This is a genomic window from Ferruginibacter paludis, assembly GCF_030409685.1.
In the GTDB taxonomy this organism is placed as follows: Bacteria; Bacteroidota; Bacteroidia; order Chitinophagales; family Chitinophagaceae; genus Ferruginibacter; species Ferruginibacter paludis.
The window spans coordinates 120191-146653 of the sequence record NZ_JAUFQJ010000003.1 but is presented as its reverse complement, the minus strand read 5'-3'; the positions used below and the strand labels follow the sequence as shown (position 1 = coordinate 146653).

Sequence of the window (26463 nt, the reverse complement as noted above, 5' to 3'; positions counted from 1 at the left end):
TATGGCATTCAAAAAAGAAAATCGTCCCAGATCAACTTTTTCTCAAATCACTATTGGTTTGGCTTCTCCCGACAGCATTTTGGAAAAAAGCTTCGGTGAAGTGTTGAAACCTGAGACCATTAACTATCGTACCTACAAGCCTGAAAGAGATGGTTTGTTTTGCGAGAGAATTTTTGGCCCGGTAAAAGATTACGAATGTGCCTGCGGAAAGTACAAGCGTATCCGTTATAAAGGTATTGTTTGCGACAGGTGTGGTGTAGAAGTAACAGAGAAGAAAGTACGTCGTGAAAGAATGGGGCACATCAAACTGGTGGTGCCTGTTGTGCATATCTGGTATTTTAAATCTTTGCCAAATAAAATTGGGTATTTACTGGGTATGAGTTCCAAGAAATTGGAAACCATTGTTTACTACGAGCGTTTTGTAGTAATTCAGTCTGGTATCCGTGCTGATAAAGGACAGAATTTTGGAGACTTGTTAACTGAAGAAGAATATCTGGATATCCTGGATACTTTGCCAAAAGATAACCAGTTCCTTTCTGATGAAGATCCCAATAAATTCATCGCCAAGATGGGTGCTGAAGCGGTGCATGATTTATTGCAGCGCATCGACCTGGATCAGCTAAGTTTTGATCTGCGCCACTCAGCAGCCAACGAGACTTCTCAGCAACGTAAAGCAGATGCCTTGAAGCGTTTGAGCGTTGTGGAAAGTTTCCGCGATGCCAATACAAGAATCAACAACCGTCCTGAGTGGATGGTAATGCAATACATTCCTGTTATTCCACCGGAACTGCGTCCATTGGTTCCATTGGATGGTGGCCGTTTTGCTTCTTCTGATTTGAATGACCTGTATCGTCGTGTTATTATCCGTAATAACCGTTTGAAAAGATTGTTAGAAATTAAAGCGCCGGAAGTAATCTTACGTAATGAAAAACGTATGTTACAGGAAGCCATTGATTCATTGTTTGATAATAGCCGTAAATCAAATGCTGTAAAAGCAGAAGGTGGACGTGCATTGAAATCTTTGAGTGATGTATTGAAAGGTAAGCAGGGACGTTTCCGTCAGAACCTGTTAGGTAAACGTGTGGATTATTCAGGTCGTTCTGTAATTGTGGTAGGACCTGAGTTGAAAATGCATGAGTGCGGTTTACCAAAGGACATGGCTGCTGAATTGTTCAAGCCATTTATTATTAGAAAATTAATTGAAAGGGGTATCGTAAAAACAGTGAAGTCTGCCCGTAAACTGGTAGATAAAAAAGAAGCTGTTATCTGGGATATCTTAGAAAATATTTTGAAGGGTCACCCGATCATGTTGAACAGGGCCCCAACACTTCACCGTTTGTCAATTCAGGCTTTTCAACCAAAATTGATTGAAGGTAAAGCGATCCAGTTGCATCCGTTGGTAACAACAGCTTTCAACGCGGATTTCGATGGTGATCAGATGGCTGTGCACGTGCCATTGAGTAATGCTGCGGTACTGGAAGCGCAGATGCTGATGTTATCTTCTCACAACATTTTGAACCCGCAGAATGGCACACCAATCACCCTTCCTTCACAGGACATGGTATTAGGTCTGTATTACATTACTAAGGGTAAAAAATCAACTGAAACAGAAAAAGTAAAAGGCGAAGGCAAGGCATTTTATTCTGCAGAAGAAGTGATTATAGCTTACAACGAACAGAAGCTGGATTTGCATGCACACATTAAGGTAAAGGCCAACTATAGAAATGATGACGGCACATTGACCTACAAATTAATTGATACTACCGTTGGTAGAGTTTTATTTAACCAGCATGTCCCAAAACAGGTAGGTTTTATCAATGCACTGTTGACAAAGAAATCGTTGAGAGAAATTATCGGTGACATTATCAAATGGACAAACGTTCCGATCACTGCTAAATTTTTGGATGATATCAAAACACTGGGATACCGTATGGCGTTCCGTGGAGGATTGTCATTCAATATCAATGATCTTATCATTCCCGATATTAAGCAAGAATTGATTAACAATGCTACAGTTGAAGTGGATGAAGTTTGGGAAAACTACAATATGGGTTTAATTACCAATAATGAACGTTACAACCAAACAGTAGATATCTGGAGTCGTGTGGATACAAGAATTACAGAAACACTGATCCGTGAACTAGCCGCAGATAAACAGGGTTTTAACTCTGTGTACATGATGCTTGATTCAGGAGCCCGTGGTAGTAAGCAGCAGATTAAGCAGCTGGCTGGTATCAGGGGATTGATGGCCAAGCCTCGTAAATCAGGTTCATCAGGAAGTGAGATTATTGAGAACCCGATTCTTTCCAACTTTAAAGATGGTTTGAATGTATTGGAATACTTTATCTCTACCCATGGTGCCCGTAAAGGTTTGGCGGATACGGCTTTGAAAACAGCGGATGCCGGTTATTTAACACGTCGTTTAGTGGATGTGGCGCAGGATGTAGTGATTAAAGATGAAGATTGCGGAACATTGCGTGGTATTGCAACAAGTGCTTTGAAAGATAATGAAGATATCATTGAACCACTGAGTGACAGAATCGAAGGCCGTACATCCTTACATGATGTTATTGACCCGATCACTGAAAAATTACTGGTGAGTGCCAATGAAGAAATAACACATGAAATTGCACAGCGCATTGAAGAAAGCAGCATTGAAACCGTGGAAATACGTTCAGTGTTAACCTGCGAAAGCAAGCGTGGTGTTTGTGTAAAATGTTACGGTAAAAACCTGGCAACAGGTTATACAACACAAAGAGGTGATGCTGTCGGTATCATCGCGGCACAAAGTATTGGTGAGCCAGGTACACAGTTAACCTTACGTACCTTCCACGTGGGTGGTGTGGCAGGTTCTGCTTCTGTAGAATCTACAATGCCAGCAAGGTTTGACGGTACAATTCAATTTGACGGTTTACGTACAGTTGCAACTGAAGATGCTGAAGGTAAAAAAGTAAATGTGGTTATTGGTCGTACCGGTGAGGTTCGTATCATGGATGTAAAAAATGATCGTTTACTAATTACCAATAACGTGCCTTACGGTGCTACACTGAATGTAAAAGACGGACAGAAAGTTACCAAAGGAGAAGTTATCTGCACATGGGATCCGTTCAACAATGTAATTGTTTCAGAAATTGTTGGAACCATTAAATTTGAAGCTGTAATTGAAGGTGTAACAGTTCGTGAAGAAGCGGATGAGCAAACAGGCCACAGGGAGAAAGTAGTAATTGAAACAAAAGATAAAACCAAATTACCTTCTATCATCATTGAAGGTAAGGAGCATAAATCGTACAACTTGCCGGTAGGTAGCCATATTGTATTGGAAGAAGGTGACACCGTAAGGGCAGGGCAGGTACTGGTTAAAATTCCAAGGGTATTAAGTAAACTGAAGGATATCACGGGAGGTTTGCCTCGTGTAACAGAATTGTTTGAAGCACGTAACCCGGGCAATCCTGCGGTGGTGTGTGAAATTGATGGTGTGGTTACTTTCGGCAATATCAAACGTGGTAACAGGGAAATTATCGTGGAAGCAAAAGATGGTGTTGTAAGAAAATACCTGGTTCCATTGACACGCCAGATTCTGGTGCAAGATGGTGACTTTGTAAAAGCAGGCGCTGCATTAAGTGATGGTCAGACAGCACCGGCAGATATCCTGGCAATTAAGGGACCTTTTGCAGTACAGGAATACGTGGTAAATGAAATCCAGGAAGTATATCGTTTGCAGGGTGTGAAGATCAACGACAAACACGTTGAAGTAATCGTTCGCCAGATGATGCGTAAAGTAACCATCGAAGATGCAGGTGATACTATATTCTTGGAAGGTGATACAGAAGATAAACTGGACTTTAATACAGAGAATGATAACATCTTCGACAAAAAAGTTGTTACTGAACATGGAGAAAGTACCAAATTAAAAACTGGCCAGATTGTTACACTGCGTGATGTACGGGAAGAAAACTCTATCCTGAGAAGAGCAGATAAAAAACTGGTTGAATTCCGTGATGCAAAACCAGCGACATCTTCACCGTTGTTACTGGGTATTACAAAGGCATCTCTCGGAACACAGAGCTGGATATCTGCCGCTTCGTTCCAGGAAACTACCAAGGTGTTGAGCAGCGCAGCCATCAATGGTAAACTGGACCTGATGCAGGGATTAAAAGAAAACGTTATCACCGGCCATCCGATACCGGCAGGTACAGGTTTGCGTGAATTCGAAAACATGATTGTTGGAAGCAAGGAAGAATACGAATTGCTGATGACAACCAAGGAAGCGATGAGCTTTGATGAAGAAGAATAATTTATTCAGGTAATAAAAATGCTTAAAGGAGTAAGATGAAAGTCTTGCTCCTTTTTTTTGACAATACGGTAAAAAGCATTCTCCTTTTTTGTAACTACATTGGCAGTCCCCCAATAAAATACTTCACATAGCTGTTCGTCATCCGTTATAAAAGCCGTTGATAAATAAAAAAATATAGCAAAGCGGTGCTAATTTTTTTTTGATTATTTTTCCAGATTATTAACTCCCATCAATATGGAAAGCAAAGCAGGTTCGCCCGGTAAAAGTAAGCAGAAAGGTGCCAGCGTATTTAGCTTGCTCGGGCCTTATAAGGGTATGATTTTTTTACTCTTACTGTTCGCCCTGCTAAGCAATGGCATCAATCTTTTTTTACCTAAAATAGTTGCCGGTGCCATTGATGCTTATCCCAAAAATTATGTGCTGCGGCAGGTGTTGGTAAAGTTTTTATCAGCCGCAGTGGTTATTTTTATTTTTACCTGGTTACAGGGACTTGTTCAGATTTATGCGTCAGAAAAAGTTGCCAGGGATTTGCGTACCAGGCTGGCCCATAAAATATCTGTACAAAGCCACTCCTATATTGAAGAAAATAATCCGTCTAAACTGCTTACCAATTTAACGGCCGATGTAGACTCTATAAAAATGTTTGTATCACAGGCCATTGTGTCTATAGCATCATCTATCATTATTATTATCGGGGCATGTGTGTTATTGTTTTCTATCAACTGGAAACTGGCGCTCGCAGTTGTTGCCATTGTGCCTATTATTGGTGGCGCATTCTTTTTTGTATTGAAGAAGGTAAGGGTAATATTTTTACAGAGCCGCCAGGTAATTGACCGGCTCAATAAAGTCATCAACGAAAGTATTTTAGGCGCCGCCATTATAAGGGTCATCAATTCCCAACAACTGGAATATGAAAAATTCCTGGATGCCAATACCAAGGCGAAAAAGTTGGGAATGAGTATACTTAAATTATTTGCCGGCCTGATACCCGTTATTATTTTCACTGCTAACATGGCTGGGCTTGCGATACTGACCATGGGAGGTCATTTTGTTATCACCGGTTCTATGTCGCTGGGAGACTTTGCGGCATTTAACAGTTACCTGGCCCTGCTGATTTTCCCCATCCTGGTGATAGGGTTTATGAGTAATGTAATAGCCCAGGCTACGGCCAGCTATCAACGCATCAGCAGTGTGCTTAATACGCCGGAATTACCAGATACTACTTCTGTAAAAAGTGTTTTGCTGGGCAGAATTGACGTGGAAAAGGTATCTGTTTTGTACGGGCAAAAACCTGTATTAAAAGAGATCAGTTTTTCGGTGCCTGCGGGTTCATCGCTTGCGGTGATAGGACCCACCGCTGCAGGCAAAACACAACTGCTATACCTGCTCACGGGTTTAATACAATCTGCAACAGGCGTAATCAAATTTGACGGAACAGCTATTGAAAAATACAAGAAGGAAAATTTTTATAGCCAGGTTGGTTTTGTTTTTCAGGACAGCATTCTTTTTAACATGAGCATCAGGGAAAACATTGCTTTTAGTAATTTAGTTACAGATGAATCCCTTTCCAAAGCGATTGCCACAGCAGAGTTAAAAGATTTCATTGATACATTGCCCAACAAATTAGATACGGTTGTATCGGAAAGGGGTACCAGTCTTTCTGGCGGACAGAAGCAACGTATCATGTTGGCGAGAGCGTTGGCTATAAATCCAAAAATAGTATTGCTGGATGATTTTACTGCAAGAGTGGATACCAATACAGAAACAAAAATTCTGAATAATCTGCGCAACAATTATCCCGGTATCACACTCATTTCTGTCACTCAAAAGATATCTGCTGCGGAGCAGTACGATCAGATAATTGTATTGATGGAAGGTGAAATTGTTGCCACAGGCATTCACAACGATTTAATGAAACAGAGCCCGGAATACATCCAGATTTTCAATTCACAGCAGAGCACCAGTAATTATGAACTACAACCTCAATGATATTTCTGAACAGCAGCCGAAGACATCCACAATGGGTGCGCTTAAAAAGCTGCTGAACCTGATTACGGAAGAACGCCGGAATATGTTGGGTGCACTGCTGGCTATTTTTATTAACTCCGGCCTTAACCTGCTGGCACCATTTATTGTTGGTCATGTAATTGATACTTATGTTGTGCATAAGGATTTTAATGGAGTGATGGTTTGGGCCGGCATACTGTTGGGGATGTATCTGGTGGCCTTTGTGGCCAGTTACCTGCAAACGAGAATGATGGGCGGTGTAGGCCAGCGGATGCTGTTTAAACTGCGCAATACGGTTTTTAATAAGCTGCAGGAATTGCCGGTTGGTTTCTTTAACCAGAACAAAGCCGGTGATTTAATTTCAAGGGTCAATAATGACACGGATAAAATCAACCAGTTTTTTTCGCAGTCGCTGATGCAGTTTATCGGCACTATTACTACCATGGTTGGCGCTGGTATATTTTTGCTGATCATCAATTTTAAACTCGGCGTGGCTACTTTGTTACCGGGTTTGCTGATATTTATTTTTACCAAATTCAGTTCGCCGTGGATAAAGAAAAGAAATGCACTCAGCATGCAGCGTACAGGTGGCCTTAGCGCAGAGATACAGGAAAGCCTGCAGAATTTTAAGGTAATCATTGCTTTTAACCGGAGAGATTATTTCAAAAACCGTTTTGAAGAAGCGAATAATAAAAATTATACCAGCGCCATTGCTGCCGGCATTGCCAATAATGTTTTTATACCTGTGTATGGTTTTTTTGCCGCTGTAGCTCAACTGGTTGTACTTACATTTGGTATTTACCTGATCAGTACAGGGCAGTTTTCAATCGGGCTGTTGGTAAGTTACCTTGCCTATGCTGTTAACTTTTATAACCCTTTACGTCAACTAGCAGCGTTGTGGGCTAACTTCCAGGTGGCGATGGCAGGTTGGGACCGGATTTCTTACATACTAAATTTAGAAAGCGACCTGCCGGTGTTATCTTCCGAAACAATTGAAAAACCCAGCGATGCTATAATGGAATTCCGGAACGTTTCATTTGGCTATGACGAAGGAAAAGAGATTTTGCACAATATTAATTTCAAACTGGAGCAAGGAAAGACGTATGCTTTGGTAGGCCCTACGGGTGGCGGCAAGACGACCACGGCTTCACTTATAGCCCGCTTGTATGATCCGGTAAAGGGAGAGGTGTTGCTGGAGAACAGGGATATCCGTACGTATGAGGCATCCGAACGGTCAAAAAAAATTGGTTTTATTTTGCAGGAACCCTTTTTGTTTTCCGGCACGGTTAGAGAAAATATTTTGTACAGCAATGAAGCCTATGCTGGCTTTTCAAATGAGCAACTGGAGGCGACTATTAAAGCTGCCGGTCTGCAAAGTCTGTTGAATATATTTGAAAAAGGCTTGGATACAGAAGTGAATTCAGGTGACAGCATCAGCATCGGGCAAAAGCAGTTGATTGCTTTTATGCGGGCTGTATTGCGTAGCCCGGCACTGTTGATTTTGGATGAGGCCACCGCCAATATTGACACCATCACCGAACAAATATTGCAGGACATTTTAAATAAACTACCTGCTACCACCACACGTGTTATTATTGCACACCGCTTAAACACCATTCAAAATGCGGATGAAATATTTTTTGTAAATGCGGGCGAGGTAATCCGTGCCGGCTCTTTCGATCATGCAGTGAATATGCTGTTGCATGGTGAGCGGCAAAGTTGAAATTTTCCGAAAAAGTGATAACCGGGCGCATCAGTCGATTTCCTCTTTTTTGTAACGAAGTTGAAAAGATGAAATAATTTTTGCCAGCATACAGATAGCATTATTTTTTCATTTCTACACAATGAGGAATATTCACCTCTCGAAATTTATAAATCGGATTGCATGCACTTATAAATGCAGCAAAGAAGGAATAGTTCTAAAAACCAATTTATCTTTTTTTCAAGTGGTATACTTGTTGAAGGATGAATTGAAGACCTTTCCGGTAGCAGGTATGCATCGAAACAGATAACTTTTAATTAATCTTCTCTTTATACCCTGTTTACATTAGAAAGGTTTCTTTGTAAAACCTTTGTTATGAAACTACTTTACTGTGTTTGTTTTATTGCTGCATTTACCTCAGCTTCATTTGCGCAAGCGCCCGCACAAAATATTTTTCTCATCACACTGGATGGCACGAGGTGGCAGGAAATATTTAAAGGAGCCGACGAAGCCTTATTACGCAATAGCGACTATGTGAAGGATTCTACCCTGATGCTGCAGCAATATGGGCAGGGCAATGCAGAAGAGAGACGACGCAGGCTGATGCCGTTCTTTTGGTCCGTACTGGCGCAACAAGGCCAACTGATGGGAAACAGGGAACTGGATAATAATGTGAATGTAGCCAACCTGTATAAAATATCTTATCCTGGTTATAGTGAAATGTTTACAGGCTATGCCGATAAACTTTTAATACCAAACCTGCAAGTGAATAACCGTCACAGTAATGTGCTGCAATGGCTAAACGATCAGTCGCAGTATGAAGGACAGATAGCTGCCTTTTGTTCATGGCAGGTACTGCCGTTTATATTAAATGAAAAAAATGGATCGCTGCCGGTAAATGGTGGCTACGAAGTACTTGAAGAAAGTGACAGCATCAGTGCAATAATTAATGGTGTGCAACAAGGCATATATTCCAAAGGCAACACAAGGCACGACCTGCTGACTTTCGAATGCGCTAAGAATTACATGCAGGAACATCATCCTAAAATAATGTACCTGGGGTTTGGAGAAACTGATGAATTTGCGCATGAAGGTGAATATGATGCCTATCTTCAAAAAATACACCAGGCCGATGCCATGATTGGTGAATTATGGTACGCTGTTCAAACAGATCCGGTGTATAGGAATAACACTACTTTCATTATTACTACAGACCATGGGCGGGGAAATAAAAATACAACCTGGTCAACACATGGATTTTGGGTAAAGGGATCCGGACAAACCTGGCTTGCGATGCTCGGTGCAGGTATTGGCCCGTTGGGAGAGTGCAGCGAAAAACAGCAGGTATATCAAAAGCAGTTGCCAGCCACCATTGCAGCCCTGCTTGGTGTTAGTTTTAAAGCAAATCATAGGGTGGCTGCTGCTATACCCGTTCATATAAAAGATCAGCCAACTGTGGCCGGACTAACAGCAAAAGGCAGGTAGATGCATCACTTCCTGAAAACCCAGGTTGCACTGATAGCCGGCTCAATGGCTGATTTCGCAATGACTTTTTTACTGGTAGAAGCTTTTCATTGCTGGTATATTGCGGCAAACGCAGCCGGCAATGTAACAGGCGCCCTGGCCCAATTTTTACTTTCCAGAAACTGGGTATTTACCCAAAGCAAACAACAAAACACTTCATTACAGGTTATTAAATTTATTTTGATGTGGATCGGTAATATCGCGTTAGCTACCCTGGGTGTTTTTCTGCTGACCAATTTTCTGCATTTGCATTACTTAATTTCCAAACTAATAATATCGATTTTACTGGGACTTAGTTATACTTATTTTGTTTCCAAAAAATTTGTGTTTGTTTGATTTTTCAGGCTATCATAAAATAAAATTCTTTTCTTTGTTGAATTGTAAAAGATGCATGTTTTGCGATAGTATTAAAGAATAGCTACTTATCAACAAAAACATTATGACCGGCATTGTACATTTTACTACTTTTTTAATGACGGGTATTTTATTAAACTTAACTCCCGGCAACGACACTATTTTTATTTTAACCAAAAGTATCGGGCAGGGAAAAAAGGCAGGTATTATGTCAGCGCTGGGCATCGGTACAGGAAGTATCATTCACACTTTACTGGCGGCTTTGGGGCTTTCTGTTATCATCGCTAAATCCATCCTGCTTTTCAATATTATAAAATACGCAGGTGCAGCATACTTATTATACATTGGTTATAAAATGCTTACAGACAGAAGCCAGCTGAATACCAACATGGCCGTAAAAAATGACCGGGCAAACTACCTGAAAATATACAGGGATGCAATTATTACCAATGTGCTCAATCCAAAAGTAGCGCTGTTTTTTATTGCTTTTCTGCCACAGTTTATCGATCCTGCAGTCAAAAATACGGTGCTCCCTTTTTTGTTGCTCGGCCTTACATTTATAACAACCGGAATGATCAGGTGCCTGGTGCTGGCAATTTTTGCAGCAGCCATTTTTTCCAGGCTAAAAAATAATACGGCGGTATCAAACTACATCAATAAAATTTGCGGCCTTGCGTTGGTAGCGCTCGGTATAAAAGTGGCGTTCGCAACTCAAAAATAGGTTGCCGTTTCTTTCTTAAATCGTCTTTCCATAACTGGCCAATTGTCAGTGAATTATTTAAAAAAATTATTTGCATTACAGCCGGGCAAGGTATGGCCCAATTATAAAATATGCTTCAGTCGTAAATATTGCAACAGCATTATTGTTTTGGCATCTTTAATTTCCCCGGTATCAATCATTTGAAGGGCGTTTTCGATGTGCATTTCCAGCACGTCAATTTCTTCCTGTTCCTGTGCAACGCCACCACCTTCGGCAAGCTTCATTGCATGCGAATATTCGGCGATAAAAAAATACAGCATTTCAGTAACCGAGCCGGGGGACATATAAACTTCCATTATTTTTTTAACCGAATTAATTTTGTAGCCCGTCTCTTCTTCCGTTTCTCTTTTGATGCAATCTTCCGGATTGTCTTTGTCCAGCAAACCGGCACAGACTTCAATCAGCAAGCCGTCTGCGTTGCCATTGATAAATGTAGGCATGCGAAACTGTCGGGTTAGGATGACCGTTTTTAACGAACTGTTGTATAGCATAATGGCAGCGCCGTTACCCCTGTCATAAGCTTCGCGGCTTTGGGTCTGCCAGGTACCATCTTTTTTCAAATAATCGTAAGTTATTTTTCTAAGCGTGTACCAGTTGCTGGATAATACTTCCTTGTTAATAATTTTTACCTTATTATTCTGCATGTGGAACATCTTCTAAACGGTAATAAATTTTAAGACCTCTTTCTTTCGCAATCCTTACATCTTCATCAGCACCGTTGGAGGCGCCTTCAATGCGAAATACAGCATCGCATTTTAATAGTAAACGGTGAGCCACAGGATATAAAATTTCTTCATAGGCAGCATCTCCCACCTTTGCCGAACCTGCAAGGTTTAGCAAAGGCAGGGCAACCCATTCACCAATCATCGGGGTATGACCCAAACGAAACAAAGGCAATGAGACTGCTTCCAGGTTAGCCAGGTTTTGGCGCATCAATTCCCGATCATCGTTGGTGCCACTGCGGTAGGGGCCTGCAATTAATATCAGCATAACGTGTCTTTTTTTTTGCAAAGAAAGCAAGTGAAATTTGCAAAGGAGTTAAGGTATATTAAGAATTTAATTTTTTGTCTTGTTTACTTTCAGGCTGCTTAAAAATTCCGGTGTAATTCCCAGGTAAGAGGCTATTTGTTTTTGTGTAACCTGTTTTACCACCTGCGGGTATTTGGTGAGAAAGCTATGGTATCTTTCTTCTGCTGAAAGTGACAGGTTTTGTATAACCCTCAACTGTTCCCGGATATAGGCATTCTGCATTATGATCCTGAAAAATCTTTCAAATTTCGGCACTTCAATAAGTAGCTGATCCAGGTCTTTTTTCTGCAAGCCCACAATGGAACTGTTTTCTACCGCTTCAATAAATAACATGGCCGGTTGGCAATTGATAAAGCAAAACATGTCCGTAATCCACCAGTCTGATAAAGCAAACATGATGGTAGCTTCTTTGGCATCTTTGTCAAGATGATAGGCTCTTAATATACCGCTGTTGACGTAATAAATATTGTTGCACAATTGTCCTTCTCTTAAAATAAGCGCCTTCTTTTTAACTTCCTCCGGCTTTAAAAGTGAGATAAAATGATCCTGCTCTCCCGGAGTTAAATTAATGTGCCTGGCTATATTTTGTAAGATAAGATCGTAAGCCATATACTATTTTGGATGAAAGTTAAAATCGAAAAACGTTTTTTAATTAAAATGAAAATGCAATGATTGAGTTAGTTACATTATTTAAAGTTAGCGGTATAAGGTTGCTCTTAAAATATAATTGCCGGCGATTTATAAATGCCGGCAATTATATTAAACACTAAAACCTTTTGCTGCTTACACTTTAGGAAGCGTATAACCATTATGGTATTCCTTCATCAAATATTCTTTGTTAATGGCTTCATCTGTGAAAGCGCCCTTGGTTCTGTCCCACAATAATTTTTTACCACTGCGGTAAGAAATATTGCCCATTTGCGCCACGGTGGCAACATGTGCACCAGCCTGTATCGGGCAATGCAAATCAGCAGCATTGCGGCTTTTGATAGCGCCCACCCAATTCACCATATGCATGTCAAGGCCGTTGTCTGATGGTTTTTGAAATGGCATGATAACTTTGCTCTTGCTTTGCTTTTCTTCTATTACTTCCCAGCCGCCCCGGTTTAGAATCAGCGTTCCGTTGTTGCCAATAAAAGCAATACCATGGTCACGGTCGTAAGAGCCGTTATCAATGCCCATTGCAGAATCCCATACCAAATTGAATTTATCAAATTCATATAAGGTAGTCAAAGTATCCGGTGTTTCTTCATACAAATCCGGGTAAGCAAAACGTCCACCAAGACCAACTACACTGATGGGCAAATCAGCCTTCATTCCGAGTAATCCGTAGTCCAGCAGATGCACGCCCCAGTCGGTCATCAACCCACCGGCATAGTCCCAAAACCAACGGAAATTAAAATGAAAACGGCTGCTGTTAAATGGCCTGATGGCAGCTGGTCCCAACCATTGTTTGTAATCCACACCTGCGGGTGGCGCACTGTCTGGCACAACTGGTCCGGGTTTCATCCAGCCTTGGTAGCACCAGACTTTTACGGTGCGTATGTTACCTAATTGCCCGCTCTGTACAAAGTCAACCGCATCTTTAAAATGTTTCTGACTGCGCTGCCACTGACCCGCCTGTACAATCTTTTTATAGCGTTGCTGTGCGGCTACCATCGTATTGCATTCAACAATGGAATTGCCCACCGGCTTTTCAACGTACACATCTTTACCGGCTTCACAAGCATGAATCATTATCAAAGCATGCCAATGATCAGGCGTACCAATAATTACGGCATCAATATCTTTTTGTTCCAGCAGTTTGCGGTAGTCATCATATCTTTTTATTTTGGAAGCATCTATCTTCAGTTCACCCAGTTCGCCTAGGCGTTTATCAATGACGTTTTTGTCTACGTCGCAAACAGCCACCAGGTTTACGCCCGGAACTTTCAGCGCCGCTTTAACGTCAGCCCAACCCATACCGTTGATGCCTATGGCACCGATGTTTAACTGATCACTGGGCGCAATGCGGTTCTTAAAAAAAGCATAGGCTTTGTTATCAAATACAGAGGCTAATGCACCTGCAGCAACCAGCGCAGATGACTGGTTTAAAAATTTTCTTCGTGATGACATATTCGTTTTTTTAGAAAGAGAAAAAGAATTGTTTTAATTGAATTGAAAGAAGAAGAGTGTTGGATATTTACAAATGTCCGTTTGACTTTTCTGCAATCGTTTTTTGAAACATAAACTTACTAAAATTCTGTTGTAGTAACTAAATGTTTGTTTGGGTGAGCGCATTTTTTTGATTCATTCATGTCAAATTGATCTGCAAAGAAAAAATTCCTTAGTTTTATTTCAGACCCTTGCGCGGGATATATTGTTTATCGGCGATACAGGTGTAAGATTGCTTAATACTTTTCTTTATCTTAAAGCACAACTGTAAAATTAAATTTATGACATTAAGAACACGATTCCTGGTGATGGTATTGTTGATTGCCTGTACGGCAACCGCACAAAAAATTGAACCTGCCACCAATGTTACAGCTATTGGATTTTCAACAGACAGGTTAAAAAGAATTGATGACCAGATGAACGACTGGGCTAAAAAAGGCTGGGTAAGTGGTACAGTAGGCCTGGTTATACGCAATGGCAAACTAGTATATTATAAAGCTGCAGGTTATAATGATATTGCGGGTAAACAAGCGATGAAAAAAGACGATATCTTTCGCATTGCCTCCCAAACGAAAGCCATTACCAGTGTGGCGGTAATGATGTTATACGAAGAGGGGAAATTTTTACTGGATGATCCGATTTCACAATATATCCCGGCGTATGCCAACGAAACAGTGCTGGATAAATTTAATGAAGCGGACAGTTCTTATACCACTGTGCCAGCCAAAAGACAGGCGACTATTCGTGACCTGTTGACGCATACTTCTGGAATCGGTTATGCCCAAATTGGTAGTAAAGAAGCCAATGCCATTTATGCAAAAAATAATATAACGGCCGGGATTGACGTGAGTGGCGATAAATTAGCGGATGCCATGAACCGGTTAGGAAAATTGCCTTTAATGCACCAGCCGGGCGAAAAATTTACGTATGGGCTAAATGTAGATGTGCTGGGCGATTTGGTTGAAATCTGGTCGGGCATGAGCCTGGAAGATTTTTTCAGGACAAGAATTTTTGAGCCGCTTGGCATGAACGATACCTGGTTTAATTTGCCAGCATCCAAAGCAGGCAGGCTCGTGAATATGTACAGTGAAGATTCCACCGGCACTTTGCAAAAGCTAACAGGCGAAGCATTAGGCGGGCATATTGACTATCCCCTGCGTAAGAAAACTTATTTTTCAGGTGGCGCCGGTCTGTCTTCTACCGCCTATGATTATGCAGTGTTTTTGCAAATGATGCTAAATGGGGGTATTTATAATGGTAAGAGAATATTAGGCCGTAATACGGTGAGAATAATGACAATGAACCAGATTGGCGACGTACCATTTGGCAATGATAAATTTGGTCTTGGTTTCTCGGTGGTTACAGAGAAGGGGAGTGGGACTAACCCTTCGCAGGTCGGTACATTTAGCTGGGGCGGTGCTTTTAAAACTTCTTATTGGGTAGACCCCAAAGAAAAAATGGTGATTGTATTTTACCGGCAACTGCTTAACACCAGCCATGGTGAACTAGCGGACAAATTTAAAGTGATGGCTTATTCAGCGTTGAATGATTGAGTATGTATAGAAACGCTGTTGACGAGGATTTGGGCTGATTTTAATGGATATAAAAATGGGGAAAGAACCATCAAAGGTCATTCCCCATTTTTTATATTTTACCGACAGCATTGATGGACTGATTAAGTCTTACAATAAAATCAGCGTTACTCAGTTTTATCCGTTTTCATCAGCGTTCGATCTTTCGCTACGCCTTGTCAAAGCTTACACATTCCTTCAGTTCTTTCTCCGTGTAAGCCACATTGAACTGTTTTAATACATCATCAGGTACACCATTCCACTGGTTGGGTTTATTGCCCTGGTAGCCGATGTCTGTAACTCCAATTTCTGAAGTATAAAACCCGGTACAAGTAAGGTCTCTCATCAAATTAAAAAACGAAACACCTGGTTGCATGCCCGGCTTTACTTTGTTCGGATAGGCAATATCATCCACAATGGCTAAGCGTTGTTTTTCGTCAATATCGTTGAACGATTTTTCAAAACGCTTCAGCGATTCAATCTGCAACCAACGCAATCCACCCCGCATGGGCACCTGGTGTTCGGGCATATCTTTTACAATAAACTCAATAAACTCCGGCACTTTGGCATCCGTAGCGCTGCCACTTATGGCATCTTTTGGTATAATAATATCCGAAAGAATGGTGATGGTAGCCATTTCTTCTTTAGTAAAAAAGATTTGCTCATTCAGTTTTTTAATTACTTCCAGCTCTTCTTTTGTGCGGCTTAAATCTGTTGCGGCTGCGGGTTCTGTAGTTGTTGCCGTAGCCGCTTTTTTATCGGTTGGGTTACAACTCTCTATTAACACACCGGTAGCTGCCGTGCCGACTAATAAAGCTTTGATCGATTTGCGTCTGTCCATAAAAATATTTTTATAAATTATTTATGCAGTATTAAAAAAAATTGTCCGGGCTAATCAACAATCATCATCATCGTTGCGTCGCCCCCTTGTACTAAATTATTTCAATTGAACTTCAGCCCTCAAATTGAAGCACTTGCCCCAATTTAAATATTCTGTTTTTTCAACTGATCAACAATATATTCACTTGCTCTCATAGATAAAGCCAGTATCGTCCAGGTGATATTTTTATCTCCCTGCGATACAAACTGACCGCCATCCACATTGAATAAATTTTTACAATCATGTGCCTGGCTCCATTTATTTAAGGCGGAAGTTTTTTTATCATCTCCCATGCGTATGGTGCCGGCTTCGTGAATGATATTTCCAGGGTTGGCAAGGCCATATTGATTATCGGCATTGTCATCGCCCCAGGTAATTACTGCACCCATTTTATGCATAATTTCCCTGAAAGATTCTTTCATGTGTTTGGCCTGGTTTACTTCCTGGCTGCTGTACTTGGTGTTGAAGCGCAAGACAGGAATACCAAATTTATCCACCACATTCGGATCAATCTCGCAATAATTGCTTGCCAGCGCCAGCGCTTCACCACGGCCAGCCATGCCAACAGAAGCGCCATACAAGTAACGCTGGTCTTCTTTTAAGGAAGCGCCATAGCCACCGGCTTCTTTTGTTTTGCCGTTTATGGGCACTTTACCATTCTGGCCCTGTACCCCCATACCAAAACCATAAGCAGGTTGTTCCATACCTCCCCAATATTCTATGTGATAACCACGGGCAAAATCCAGTTTTTTATTATCGCCCCACCACGGAGTATATACATGCATTCCACCAACACCATCTTCGTTGTACCTTTTGCGGCCAAACAATTTCGGTAAATAACCACCCATTGCTGCACCGGTTGAATCATGCAAATATTTGCCTACCACATTGCTTGAATTACCGAGGCCATTGGGGTGTGCAGCCGATTTTGAATTCAGCATCAGCCTTGCACTTTCGCAGGCGCTGGCTGCAAGAATAACTACTTTACCCTGTACCTGGTATTCCTGCATATCATCTTTCAATACGTATGAAACACCTGTGGCAAGACCCGCTGCATTGGTCATCACTTCTCTGGCCATCGCATTGGTAATAAGATCTACGTTACCAGTAGCTACGGCAGGTTTGATTAATACAGACGAAGAAGAAAAATCACCATATACTTTGCAGCTACGGCCACATTGGGCGCAAAAAAAACATGCGCCACGATCCTTATTAATAGGTTTGGTGAGAATTGACAAGCGGGAAGGAATAACCGGAATGCCAGCACTGGTAGCCGCATTTTTTATAAAAATTTCATGCAGCCTGGGTTTGGGAGGTGGCAGAAAAAAACCATCCGGATCGTTGGGCAATCCTTCATTGGTGCCAAACACACCAATCATTTTATCAATCTTATCGTAATAGGGTTTTACATCTTCATAGCTGATTGGCCAGTCATCACCCAACCCATCGATACTTTTATGTTTAAAATCATTTGGTCCAAAACGCAAAGAAATTCTTCCCCAGTGATTGGTACGGCCACCTACCATGCGGGCACGCCACCATTCCCATTTATCGCCGGGAGCATGGGTAAAGGGTTCGCCCTCGATATCCCAGCCATGGTAACAACCATCAAAATCTCCAAATGGTCTGAATTTGGTACTGGCGCCACGACGGGCAGATTCCCAGGGATTTTTTAATTGTGAGGAGTGAATAGCAGGATCAAAATTAGCGCCCGCCTCTAAAAGGCAAACCTTTAAACCTGCATTGGCAAGCACATAAGCCGCCATGCCGCCACCGGCACCTGAACCAACAATAACTGCATCGTATTGTTTGGGTTGTTTTTTAATTTGCAAACTATCGCCCATGTAAAGAGTTAAATTTTTTTAACAAGCTTAAAAAGTAAAATACTAAAAGGAAAAATACAAAAGTTTTGTGTGATAGCATCGGACAGGTTGATCTTTTTATGTTTTTATTGGATAATTGGAATTTTTAACCATTCATGTTGGAGTAAGTATAAAAAAATACCCGAATCTTTTACACAAGTCTTAGGATAAAATAAGGCCTTTAGAAAAAATATCTGCTTCTCATTTTTCAAAAGGCAGTAAATTTTACTTCGTCATTGCAATTGTTGTAAAAAAAATCTATGTTAGTATTCAGATTGACTTCTGCGAAACTTAACACTTTTGCTGCCGCCATTTTAGGGTAGTTTCTTATTGATCATTGTCACATCATGGTCTGCCCATGCAGTAGCCATTCAGGATGATTGATAAATAATATCTCTTGTAATAAAATAAAAATAAAGTTATGGGTGTACTGATGCAGGCCTTCTATTGGGATTGTCCCCGGTTAGAAACAAAAGAATTTAATTGGTGGAATTTTGTAGCAGGGCAAGTGGAAGAACTGCATAAGGTTGGTTTTTCTGCTTTGTGGTTGCCTCCTGCATGTAAAGCGGCTAATTTGAATGGACCATCAATGGGCTATGATCCGTATGATTACTATGACCTGGGAGATATCAATCAAAAAGGATCGGTACCGACATGGTTTGGTTCAAGAACGGATTTGGAAAAGCTTATTCAAACTGTTCACCAGCTGGGCATGCATGTGTATGCAGATATGGTGCTTAACCATACCAGTGGCGCAGATGAAGAAGAGATAAATTTATTCGATGGGCAAAAGCGCTGGACGAAATACAATCCTGGCAGCAGAAAATTTTCGAGGGACTGGACCTGTTATCATCCATCTTATTTTGAAAGATGGGATGGAGAGATATTTGAAGGCATGCCAGATTTGTGTCATCACAACCCTTATGTGTACAGCGAACTAATGGAGTACGCCCGCTGGTTGATAGAAGACATCGGTTTTGATGGCTTGCGATATGATTTTGTAAAAGGGTATGGAGGCTGGATGATCAGCGCCATACTTGACAGGTTGTATAAAAAAGATGGCATAACCAATTTTTCGCCGTTCGGGGTAGGAGAGTACTGGGATTCCGAGGGCAACATTACCGAGTGGCTGAGAGAGACCAATGTTTTTACAGATAATCCTGTTGCAGCTTTTGATTTTCCGCTTCGCGGCAGATTGAAAAATCTTTGTGATAGTTATGGCTTCAGTTTGCAAACCCTTACTCAGGCGGGAACATTACTTACAGATGGCATTGCTTCCGGTGCAGTAACTTTTGTAGAAAATCATGATATCGTCCGGCAAGATCCGATCATACAGGATAAGATGCTGGCCTACGCATTTATACTTACGCATGAAGGGTATCCCTGTGTGTTTTGGCAGGATTATTTTAATTATGGGCTGGCAAAATCCGGAAGTAAAAATGGAATTGCCGCACTTGTAACTATACATGAGCTATTTGCCGGCGGAAAAACAGCAATACTCTATTGTGATGATGACCTGTATATTATGCAGCGCCACGGCAATGCCAGGCAGAAGGGATTGGTATTTGTATTGAATAATTCCGGACGATGGAACGGAAGGCAGGTTAATACACAGTGGGCGCAAACCAAATTTATTCCGGAAGCTTTTTGTGGAAACGATGATGATGCCGGATCGCCCATTGTGAAATGGAGCGATGGATATGGCAACGCTGATTTTTGGGCGCCGCCAAGAGGATATGTTGTGTATGTGCCTGCTGCCGACGAACAGCAATAAATATGGGGAAATTCATTTTTCCGTCAAATGATATTCAGCGCCACATTTGCATATCATTTTGAAAAACTCTGATTTTTCATTTGCAAAATAAATAAGCCTTTCCATTTTTTTTCGGAATAACCCAATTACCAGGTGACACACAATTTAGGCATCGTAAACAGTAGCAGTTTTTGGATGCAGATTTTTTTTCTGCACCATTTTTGTGCCTGTACATTTACACTTAAAATGATATGTATGCCTGCGATAAAATTGTCAGTTAACGAAAAAAAAGAATTGCGCTTTGCTGGGTTGGGTACAGCAGGTTATTTGTGGAAATGTAACCTTGACGATGACTCAAAAGTGAAAGTTGAAAAAAGAATGGATACTGAGCCGATGCGAAGCAATGCAGTTGGTGCCAGCCATGATGAAATATTTACTGTTACCGGTTTAAAGAAAGGTATTGTACATGCCAGTTTTATTCAGTATCGTAATTGGGAAGCTGAAACTTTGGCCATTAAAAAAATGGAGTATATAATTGAAATTAACTGACAGATTGCCTGCGCAGCAACACGCGTGAGATAGTGCACAAAAAAAGCATCCTGCTCTGGAGGATGCTTTTTTCTATTTTATGTGAATGCTTTGCATTTATTGTTTAATGATCTTTTTAACCAAAACCCTGTCTCCCAAAATAACCCGAACTATATAAGTTCCTGCAGGATAACGGGCTACGTCAACGTTGTACAACGAAGCCCCTGCACCCGAAATATTTGCCTGATAAAGTTTTTGTCCGAAAAGATTAAATAGCTGAATGCTTTTCAGGTCGGCTGGGTTAGGATAAAACTGCACGGCAATGTTGCTTTTTGCAGGATTGGGAGTTACCAGGAAGCCGGCTGCTTTAAGATTGGGATTGATCGTAATGGTCCGCACATTGATATCATCCAGGTAAATGTTATTTTCAAATCCATTGGTGTTCCTAAACGCCAGCAAAACTTTTCCATCATTTACATAAGGAGTAAGGTTAATAGAATCTCTTCTCCATTCGTTGGCAACAGGCCTGAACGATTCGGTTGTTTCACTGGCTGTTGTTACCAGGGTTGCCCCCCACTTTTTATACAAACTGGTATAGGTTAGGCCACAATCCTTACTGATCAGTACTTCCAGCGTATCCCAGTTATTACCCGCCGTGCTTACCGGTGTATAGGTAGATGCAGCTACCTGAAAAGTGAGAAAAGCAGAGTCCACCGTTGCAAAATTAAGTTCAGGCAATCTCAGGTAATCCTGCTCATCTGTATTGGTATAATCAAAATTATTGATGCCCACACTCGCATTGCCGGTTTTGGCAACACCGGTTACTTTTTCCCAGGTAATTGACTGATCGGGGTTAACAACATCCCAGCCTGCCGGAGGAAATACCGATCCTTCAAAACTTTCGGAAACAGACGCAACGGCATCTGCATATTGTACAATGTTAGTAAGTGTATCGTTGCCAGTAAACTGATCGGTTCCCGCATTGGGGGCTGTTACAAATATTTTTATTTGATGTGTACCGGATGCGATCGTGACTGGTTTCAGCGTGACAGCACTGGTGGCCAGCGATACCAGGGATCCTGTCCAGTTATTAATAACAGGGGCGCTATTATCAATAACAGTTTCAATTGTCAATGAGGTGAGCGTTTGTGTTCCCTTGTTCCTGATGGTTACCTGTGGTGTAAATGAGCTGGTACAAATGCGCTGAACCGGAGCGTCAATTGTTTTTAGCTGTGCGTCCAGTGTTTTAAGAACAACGGGCGTGCAACCATCTGAAGTAGTTAATGAAGAGCGGTAGGTAAGCAGGGCAGTTTGCATTCTTACGGCCTGCAATTTTGTAAACAACAGCAGGCATTGATCAAAACTGTAATCCATAAAATTTTGGTACATAATGCCGTTACCGGTTTTTGTACAGCTATCGAGTTTTATACCTGTAAAACAAGCCGTGGACGCATCTCCCTGGTTGGGCGTATCGTCTACAAAATCGCTGCCGGTACAGGCACCGTTATCATCGCCCCATATATGGAACAAATTAAAATAATGACCTGTTTCGTGGGTAAGTGTTTTACCACTATTGTAGTTAGCATATGATCCTCCGGGTAAGGAATGGTAGTCTATTACAACGCCCTGTTCCAGGGGAGCGCCGTCATTTGGGAAAGTACCATAGCCCAGTAGATTATTGGACAGTACACAAACCCAAACATTATAATATTTATCACCATTCCAAATATCTACGCCACCGGAGCTGGTATGTTTTACCCCATCGTCTGAATTTGAAAAAGAGGTTTTCCTGGTAGCAACTCTATCAATTCCGTTCGTAATGTCGCCGGAGGGGGTACGTTGTGCCAGGCAAAACTGAACAGATGCCTGACCGATGAGGGGTTTAAAATAATCAGGAACGTTACTAATGTCTGCGTTGGTTGCACTGTAGGTTTTGTTCAAAACGTCCAATTGCGACAATATTTGCGCATCTGTTACCTGCGCAGGGTTAGACATCACAATATGAAATACAATAGGAATGGTGTATACAGCCGTGGGTTTTTCAACTCCAGTAACATTGTGCTCTTTTTGTCTGGCAACCCTGTCAGCTACCGACCGGTTAAAAACATCCAGTTGATGGAAAAACTGCGATTTAAGATTGGGATTACGTTTAAATTTTTCTTCTAGACGCACCATGGTAGCGCATTGCTCCTGTTTTATTGCCTGTTTGTTTTTTTGAGCAAACACTTCAGAAAAAAATCCGTTGATCAGCAGCATACAAAGTACGGCCAGTGTATTTTTCATTGCTAACATTTATATTTTAAAATTACTACAGCTTATATTCACTAAAAAAAGCAAAAGGTAAAAGGTTCATTTGTGTCGGTTATTCAAACGGCCGGATGACGATTTAAGTATTGATCTTAAGACAGTAAATATACGCCAATGAAATTGTTTTACTCCTGCGGTTAACAATGCATTAAAGAAAAGGTTAGTTGGGTACAACCAGTTTTCTGAAAACAGTTGTCTTTCCATTGGTGAATCGCACGAAATATATCCCGGAAGGTAAAGTTGAAATATTAATTTTCGCTGTTGGCGTAACAAGAATCGCGCTTTCAACTATTTTACCATCGGCATCAATAACATCAAGGGTTCCAGCCGATTTAGCCCCGCTGATAGTAAAGTAATTTTTTGCAGGGTTAGGCGATAGCACAATTAATGGCGAAACCGTACTGGCAATATGAACAATTGGGCTGTAGGTGACGGCTCTATGGCCATCCGTTATTTTCAAACGGTAATATAAGGTACCCATATTGCCTGTCTGGTTATTATCAACATAGTTATAAGACTGCCTCCCTCCCGCTAAGGCAGCTATACGACTAAAGTCAGTTCCATTATAGCTTTGCTCTATTTCGTATTTCTGAATGTTCACCTCATTATTTACTTTCCAGTTTAAGTAGATGCTGCCTCCATTTTCATTTGCAGTGAAGGAAGTCAGTTTTACCGGTAATGCTACAGGCTTTACAAGTGTAATGTCATCAAAATAAACATTGATGGCCGGAGGATTGAACAATATTTGTGTTTGCATTCTTATTCTTATGGTGCGGGTGCCGGCTGGCGCCACTCTTGTATCGGTATAACCCACCCAACCGCTGCCTGAGCCGCCAAAATAAGATTGCCAGCTGCTGGTGTAACTGGACCCTAATACGGAATTGGTTGCATCAAGGAATTCAACAATAAAACGGCCCTGGTCAGTTTGGTTGCTGACGGGTGTTTGAATATAGCCGCTAAACACATAGGGCATAGTACCGGCATCAATATTAATTGCGTCTGCTGACACATTAATATCTTGTCTCAACTCAAATGGCCCCTGCAAAAACGGACTGCACCCGGAGTAAAATACCGTACCTCCGGCTGTACCTGTAGTATGATCATAGGGATAGTTAACGGAGCCATCCGGGATCATAGTCCAGTTAAGAAAATTACTTGTTGGAACCAACAGGCAGGTGGAAGCACCCTGGCTTATGATCGTCCATCCGGTGCCGCGGGGAAGATCCTCTGCATAAGAATTTACGACCAGGTTTTGAGCATGCGCTAGATTAAAATAGCATATGCTAAAAAGTAAAAGTATAAATCTCTTCATGCAGCAAGTTTTTACTAATGTACAGTAGTTTTTTGGATTATGCCTATCTGCCCCAAACCGTTTAATAAACAAGGTAAATACCTGACTAATATATTTCGTATTATTTTCATAATAATCGGGCTCCGGTTTCATGGTGTGTAAGTGGTCGTTGTAATATATTATAAATCTTACTAAATTTTAAAAAATGCAGGGCATTCCGGACATTTTAGATGTTAAGCTTTGAAAGAAAACCTTTTTGTAAAAAAACATGAGTATTAATCATGTAAGGAATAGATAATAATCATATTCCGGTAAATAATTTTGGTGAAAATTTGTGGCATCATTTCAAAGTAATTATTCAAAGATTAAATAAAATTTATGATCAACGTAGAAAGTAAACCAAGATTAAATGGGGCATCTGACATAAAACCAGAATTAAAGTCATGGGTAACGAATATAGCCAGGCAATGCAATGCAAAAAATATTCATTGGTGTGATGGTTCTAAAGAGGAGTACGACGCTATTTGTGCTTCATTGGTAAAAAAGGGAACATTTATAAAATTAAACCAGGAAAAAAGACCAAATAGTTTTGCCTGCTTTTCTGACCCAAGTGATGTGGCAAGGGTAGAAGACAAAACATTTATATGCAGCAGAAGAAAAGAAGATGCCGGCCCAACCAATAACTGGATGGAACCAACTGCCATGAAGCAAATTCTGAATGGCCTGATGGACGAATCTATGAGCGGCAGAACCCTGTATGTTATTCCATTTTGTATGGGGCCCGTTGGCTCATCATACTCACGTTACGGCGTTCAGTTAACTGACTCTGAATATGTGGTTGTAAATATGTACATCATGACAAGAATGGGCGAAGCAATTTATCCTTACCTGAAAAAACATGATTATGTAAAATGCATTCATACTGTAGGCGCTCCGCTAAATGCTAACGAAACGGACAGCAAATGGCCCAACAACCCAACAACAAAATACATTTCTCATTTCCCTGAAGAAAGACTGATTATTTCTTATGGCAGTGGTTACGGGGGTAACGCCCTGATGGGCAAAAAATGTTTTGCCCTGCGTATTGCATCTGTAATGGGAAGGGAAGAAGGATGGCTGGCAGAACACATGCTGATACTGGGAGTAGAATCTCCGGCAAAAGAAAAGACCTATATCGCTGCAGCATTTCCAAGCGCATGCGGTAAAACAAATTTCTCTATGATGATACCTGCACAGGGAGTGGATGACTGGAAGGTGACAACCGTGGGTGATGATATTGCCTGGATTCATAAAGGCAACGACGGTAGCTTATATGCCATCAATCCTGAAGCTGGTTATTTCGGTGTAGCTCCGGGTACCAACTATCATACCAACCCCAACGCAATGGAAAGCATTAAAGCCAATACAATTTTTACCAACGTAGCGGTTACAAAGGATGGTGATGTATGGTGGGAAGGTATGACCAAAGAGATACCGGAAGGCTTAACCGACTGGCATGGTAAACCATACGATCCCAAAAGCGGCACACCTGCAGCCCACCCAAATAGCCGGTTTACAGCACCTGCATATCAAAATCCCGCCATTGACAGTGATTGGGACAATCCCAAAGGTGTGCATATCGCAGCCTTTGTTTTTGGTGGAAGAAGAACTACCGCTGTACCGCTGGTTTGCCAGGCTTTCAACTGGAGCTTTGGTGTATATGCGGCTGCTACTATGGGTAGTGAAACTACCGCCGCCGCGTTTGGTGAAGTCGGTAAGGTTAGACGTGATCCATTTGCTATGTTGCCGTTTATGGGTTACAACATGGGCGACTATGTAAACCATTGGTTACAATTTGGCCGCGACCTGCCAAATGCGCCCCGTATATTCAGCGTGAATTGGTTTAGAAAAGATGAAAATGGAAAATTTTTATGGCCGGGATTTGGCGAAAATATGCGTGTGTTAAAATGGATTGTACAAAGAGTACATGGCGGTGCAAGTGCAGTAGAATCCCCCATTGGATGGATGCCACGTTGGGAAGACATGGACTGGACCGGAATAGAAAATTTTACCAAAGATGATTTTGCAAAAATAATGACCTTAGACAGGGAACCATGGAAACAGGAACTATTATCTCACGAAGAACTGTTCTCTAAATTGTATGATAAACTTCCGAAGGAATTTTATTTCATCAGGGAGTTGTTATTAAGTGCTTTATGGCGTTCTCCTGAACATTGGGGACTTGAACCTGAACATGTGTAAGAATAAAAAATAACGGGTAATTGTTACCCGTTATTTTGATTTTCAAATAATCTGTTTTTCTTGTCTTTACTGATTTTATCAGTGTAACCGGTTGCACACATGAGGTGCAATTTCGAACGATTGATTGTTTTTTAGCGATTGCCTGCTATATGTAAAATCCGGATCAATAAGTTTAATCACTGTATAGTGTTTCAGGCAATATCCTC

Annotated in this window: 18 protein-coding genes; 10 read left to right on the top strand and 8 right to left on the bottom strand. The window is 41.3% G+C overall.

Annotation, left to right across the window (positions count from 1 at the left end; all coding sequences use genetic code 11):
• The first annotated feature begins 1 nt into the window (after position 1).
• From rpoC to QWZ08_RS04940, 6 genes are all read left to right on the top strand, one after another.
• Positions 2-4294 carry a DNA-directed RNA polymerase subunit beta' gene (gene rpoC / locus QWZ08_RS04965; RefSeq protein ID WP_290336136.1) on the top strand — a complete coding sequence of 1431 codons (4293 nt, stop codon included), beginning with the start codon at positions 2-4 and terminating at the stop codon, positions 4292-4294.
• A gap of 234 nt (positions 4295-4528) precedes the next feature.
• Entirely contained in the window at positions 4529-6283 is a 1755-nt protein-coding gene (locus tag QWZ08_RS04960; protein WP_290336135.1) for an ABC transporter ATP-binding protein, read from the top strand.
• On the top strand, positions 6264-8024 hold the full coding sequence (locus tag QWZ08_RS04955) for an ABC transporter ATP-binding protein (protein WP_290336134.1): 1761 nt from the start codon (positions 6264-6266) through the stop codon (positions 8022-8024). The genes QWZ08_RS04960 and QWZ08_RS04955 overlap by 20 nt, the downstream gene beginning before the upstream one ends.
• Before the next feature lie 354 nt (positions 8025-8378).
• Entirely contained in the window at positions 8379-9488 is a 1110-nt protein-coding gene (locus QWZ08_RS04950; protein ID WP_290336133.1) for an alkaline phosphatase family protein, read from the top strand.
• Complete coding sequence (locus QWZ08_RS04945; protein ID WP_290336132.1) at positions 9489-9863, top strand: GtrA family protein; 375 nt, start codon at positions 9489-9491, stop codon at positions 9861-9863.
• Between the two features lie 103 nt (positions 9864-9966).
• Positions 9967-10602 carry a LysE family translocator gene (locus QWZ08_RS04940; RefSeq protein ID WP_290336131.1) on the top strand — a complete coding sequence of 212 codons (636 nt, stop codon included), beginning with the start codon at positions 9967-9969 and terminating at the stop codon, positions 10600-10602.
• A gap of 101 nt (positions 10603-10703) precedes the next feature.
• Here the strand turns inward: QWZ08_RS04940 and nudK are convergent, their stop codons facing one another.
• The 4 genes from nudK to QWZ08_RS04920 all read right to left on the bottom strand — a co-directional run bounded on the left by nudK (position 10704) and on the right by QWZ08_RS04920 (position 13785).
• On the bottom strand, positions 10704-11285 hold the full coding sequence (nudK, locus tag QWZ08_RS04935; RefSeq protein WP_290336130.1) for a GDP-mannose pyrophosphatase NudK: 582 nt from the start codon (positions 11283-11285) through the stop codon (positions 10704-10706).
• On the bottom strand, positions 11275-11631 hold the full coding sequence (locus QWZ08_RS04930; protein WP_290336129.1) for a hypothetical protein: 357 nt from the start codon (positions 11629-11631) through the stop codon (positions 11275-11277). The genes nudK and QWZ08_RS04930 overlap by 11 nt, the downstream gene beginning before the upstream one ends.
• A gap of 66 nt (positions 11632-11697) precedes the next feature.
• Positions 11698-12279: a Crp/Fnr family transcriptional regulator gene (locus tag QWZ08_RS04925; protein ID WP_290336128.1), complete on the bottom strand. Its 582-nt coding sequence runs from the start codon at positions 12277-12279 to the stop codon at positions 11698-11700.
• A gap of 174 nt (positions 12280-12453) precedes the next feature.
• A complete protein-coding gene (locus QWZ08_RS04920) occupies positions 12454-13785 on the bottom strand; it encodes a Gfo/Idh/MocA family protein (protein WP_290336127.1) in 1332 nt (443 codons plus the stop codon).
• A 320-nt stretch (positions 13786-14105) separates the two neighbouring features.
• On the opposite strand from QWZ08_RS04920, the gene QWZ08_RS04915 reads away from it, so the two are divergent.
• Entirely contained in the window at positions 14106-15377 is a 1272-nt protein-coding gene (locus QWZ08_RS04915; RefSeq protein WP_290336126.1) for a serine hydrolase domain-containing protein, read from the top strand.
• 187 nt (positions 15378-15564) lie between these two features.
• Here the strand turns inward: QWZ08_RS04915 and QWZ08_RS04910 are convergent, their stop codons facing one another.
• Positions 15565-16236, bottom strand: a complete 672-nt coding sequence (locus QWZ08_RS04910; protein WP_290336125.1) for a gluconate 2-dehydrogenase subunit 3 family protein — start codon at positions 16234-16236, stop codon at positions 15565-15567.
• A 143-nt stretch (positions 16237-16379) separates the two neighbouring features.
• On the bottom strand, positions 16380-18119 hold the full coding sequence (locus QWZ08_RS04905) for a GMC family oxidoreductase (RefSeq protein WP_290336124.1): 1740 nt from the start codon (positions 18117-18119) through the stop codon (positions 16380-16382).
• A gap of 439 nt (positions 18120-18558) precedes the next feature.
• On the opposite strand from QWZ08_RS04905, the gene QWZ08_RS04900 reads away from it, so the two are divergent.
• Positions 18559-19911, top strand: a complete 1353-nt coding sequence (locus QWZ08_RS04900) for an alpha-amylase family glycosyl hydrolase (RefSeq protein WP_290336123.1) — start codon at positions 18559-18561, stop codon at positions 19909-19911.
• A 234-nt stretch (positions 19912-20145) separates the two neighbouring features.
• Positions 20146-20439, top strand: a complete 294-nt coding sequence (locus tag QWZ08_RS04895) for a protease inhibitor I42 family protein (protein WP_290336122.1) — start codon at positions 20146-20148, stop codon at positions 20437-20439.
• A 96-nt stretch (positions 20440-20535) separates the two neighbouring features.
• Here the strand turns inward: QWZ08_RS04895 and QWZ08_RS04890 are convergent, their stop codons facing one another.
• Positions 20536-22701: a M43 family zinc metalloprotease gene (locus QWZ08_RS04890; RefSeq protein ID WP_290336121.1), complete on the bottom strand. Its 2166-nt coding sequence runs from the start codon at positions 22699-22701 to the stop codon at positions 20536-20538.
• A gap of 184 nt (positions 22702-22885) precedes the next feature.
• Positions 22886-24037 (bottom strand): T9SS type A sorting domain-containing protein, encoded by a 1152-nt coding sequence (locus tag QWZ08_RS04885; protein WP_290336120.1) that lies wholly within the window; start codon positions 24035-24037, stop codon positions 22886-22888.
• Between the two features lie 357 nt (positions 24038-24394).
• On the opposite strand from QWZ08_RS04885, the gene QWZ08_RS04880 reads away from it, so the two are divergent.
• Positions 24395-26257, top strand: coding sequence for a phosphoenolpyruvate carboxykinase (GTP) (locus QWZ08_RS04880; RefSeq protein ID WP_290336119.1), 1863 nt, complete (start codon positions 24395-24397; stop codon positions 26255-26257).
• The last annotated feature ends 206 nt before the right edge of the window (positions 26258-26463 follow it).